4 protein-coding genes are annotated in these 2735 nt (G+C 62.6%); all 4 read left to right on the forward strand.

The window, feature by feature from the left end:
- The coding region (locus KGL31_11680) for an FtsX-like permease family protein (protein MDE2322551.1) at positions 1-310 on the forward strand (310 nt) is incomplete at its 5' end.
- A gap of 127 nt (positions 311-437) precedes the next feature.
- Positions 438-860 (forward strand): archease, encoded by a 423-nt coding sequence (locus tag KGL31_11685; protein MDE2322552.1) that lies wholly within the window; start codon positions 438-440, stop codon positions 858-860.
- A gap of 477 nt (positions 861-1337) precedes the next feature.
- Positions 1338-2456 (forward strand): efflux RND transporter periplasmic adaptor subunit, encoded by a 1119-nt coding sequence (locus KGL31_11690; protein MDE2322553.1) that lies wholly within the window; start codon positions 1338-1340, stop codon positions 2454-2456.
- A partial coding sequence (locus KGL31_11695; GenBank protein MDE2322554.1) for an efflux RND transporter permease subunit occupies positions 2453-2735 on the forward strand: 283 nt, incomplete at its 3' end. The genes KGL31_11690 and KGL31_11695, both read left to right, overlap by 4 nt.

The raw sequence follows: 2735 nt of genomic DNA on the forward strand, positions 1-2735 counted from the left end.
GGTCTCCGTGACGGAGCGGACGCGGGAGATCGGTTTGCGTCAGGCGGTCGGCGCCAAGGCGCGCGACATCCTGACGCAGTTCCTCGTTGAGGCGGTCACGCTGTCGCTGATCGGTGGCCTGGTCGGGATTGCGCTAGGCCTCTCGGCCTCGATCCTGATCTCGTCCCTGGCCGGGTGGTCTACACAAGTCAGTGCCGTCGCGGTCCTTATGGCCTTTGCTTTCTCGGCATTGGTGGGGATTTGTTTCGGCTACTATCCGGCACGCAAGGCCGCCTTCCTCGACCCGATTGAGGCGCTACGATATGAGTAGGGGCGCCGCTTGCTGCGCCCGGTGCGAAGCAAATCCCCCTCGCTCCCCCCTTTTATCAAAGGGGAGTTAGGGAGGATTTGGTGCGGGGTGCGATGTAGGGGCAGTCCTTGTGGCTGTCCGGTATGGGATGAGCGATCAGAGATTCGAGTTGTTCGAGACGACGGCGGATGTCGGGATTGTGGTGTGGGGCGAGACACCGGAGGAACTCTTCGCCAACGCCGCTCGAGGGATGTTTGCGCTGATGGTCGACTCTGGAACGGTGCGCTCTACCGGCCTCCTTTCGATTGAGGCGCGGGGAGGCGATCTGCCGTCTTTACTGGTAGCCTGGTTAAACGAGCTGTTATACCGCTGCGAGACGGAAGAATGGGCGCCGGCAGACGTACGAGTGGTGGCGGTTGAGGGCGGGCGTGCGAGTGGAGAGCTGGCGGGAGAGCCTGCAGAGGCGGGGCGTCATCAGTTCAAGGGCATTGTCAAGGCCGCTACCTATCACCTCCTCGAATGTTACAAGGATAACGATCGCTGGCGAGCGAGGGTCGTCTTCGACGTGTGAATCCCTCCGTACCCCGTCGGTGCCTTCATGCGCCATCCGGAAGGGTGTTGACTCCGAGCATCTGCCTGCGAGTGGTAGAATTGGCTTGACACCCATGGGGTCAGATGGTAGTGATAAAAGTAAGCAAGTACTTACTTCTTTAACAAATCCTCAGTGTTCCACAACCTCCCGCCATCTCGTCCGAGCAGGTCCTGGAGACCGTGATGACACTCTGGCTCGATGGGATTACGAGTCGAGAGGCCGGGAAAGAATCCAGAGGCCGGCGGTCGGGCGTGCGGCCGGTGAGAGGTGTGATGCCATTCGAAGTCCTGAAGATACTGAAAGGATGTGGTGGCCAGGCTCAACGTCCTCGCCGTTGCGAAGCAAGAGGAAGGGTAGATGCAACCCAGACACATTGATGGCGTGAAATCAGCGTGTATCGTCCCGCAGATCTCTCGGGTGCGCTGCCGGCTCGGGCTGGTCAGAGTGGGAATCCTGATGGCGCTGCTTGCGGCCATCGCCGCGTTGTCGGCATGCTCTGAGAATGCGTCGGGCAAGCCCGCCGCGAAAGGTGCGGTGGTTGCGGTGCCGGTGACCGTGAGCGATGTGGTCCTGAAAACGATCCCGGTCCAACTGCGCGCGATCGGCAACGTCCAGGCTTACTCCACGGTCTCCGTCAAATCCCAGGTTGAAGGGACGCTGGCCCGAGTCTATTTTACAGAAGGTCAGGAGGTCAAGAAGGGGGCCTCCCTGTTCCTGATCGATCCGCGTTCCTTCGAAGCTGCGCTCAGGCAGGCGGAGGCCACCCTGGCGCGGGACATGGCTCAGGCCGCGAACGCCCGGCTTGATGAGCGTCGCTTCGCGGACCTGTATAAGGAAGGCGGCGTGTCCCAGCAGCAGTACGATCAGGCGCGCACGAACGCGGCCGCCCTCGAGGCGACTGTCCAGGCCGACCGATCGGCCGTAGAAGCTGCAAGGCTCCAGCTCGGCTACTGTTCGATCCGCTCGCCGATCGACGGGCGGACCGGCAGCCTTCTCGTCCATCAGGGCAACCTCGTCAAAGCGAATGACGCCGACCACCCGCTCGTGGTTATCAATAAGATCAGACCCATTTACGTGTCCTTTTCCGTTCCGGAGCAGGAGCTGCCGGAGATTCGGCGGCATATGTCGCTCGGGAGCTTAGAGGTGGAGGCGATCACCATCGGGCAGGACGGGCGCCAGCCTCGCGGCACGCTGACCTTCGTGGATAACGCGGTGGATCGCGCCACCGGAACAGTCGAGCTCAAGGCGACTTTTCCCAACTCGGATAACGCCCTGTGGCCGGGGCAGTTCGTCAACGTGGTGCTGACCCTCACGGTCCAGCCGAACGCGGTGGTGGCGCCATCCCGGGCCTTGCAAACGGGGCAGCAAGGCGCCTACGTCTTTGTGGTCAAGCCCGATCTGACGGTAGAGTCCCGTCCGGTCGTGGTGCAGAGAACGGTCGAACAGGAGAGCGTCATCGAGAAGGGGCTCGCCCCTGGGGAACGGGTCGTCACCGACGGCCAGGTACGCCTCGTCCCCGGGGCGAAGGTGGACATCAAGCCCTCGAATCCGACCCCGACGCAGACCGCCGGATGACCCCCGAGCTGTTCATCCGCCGGCCCGTCATGACCACCCTGGTCATGCTGGGCATCGTCCTCTTCGGCTTCATGGGCTTTCGCCTCCTGCCGGTCAGCGACCTGCCCAACGTAGATTTTCCGACGATTCAGGTATCGGCGAGCCTGCCGGGCGCGAACCCTGATACCATGGCCGCTGCGGTGGCGACCCCCCTGGAACGGCAGTTCTCGACCATCGCCGGCGTGGACTCTATGACCTCGACGAGCGCCCTGGGGCTCACCCAGATCACGCTCCAGTTCA

The organism is Candidatus Methylomirabilota bacterium, from assembly GCA_028870115.1.
GTDB lineage: Bacteria > Methylomirabilota > Methylomirabilia > Methylomirabilales > Methylomirabilaceae > Methylomirabilis.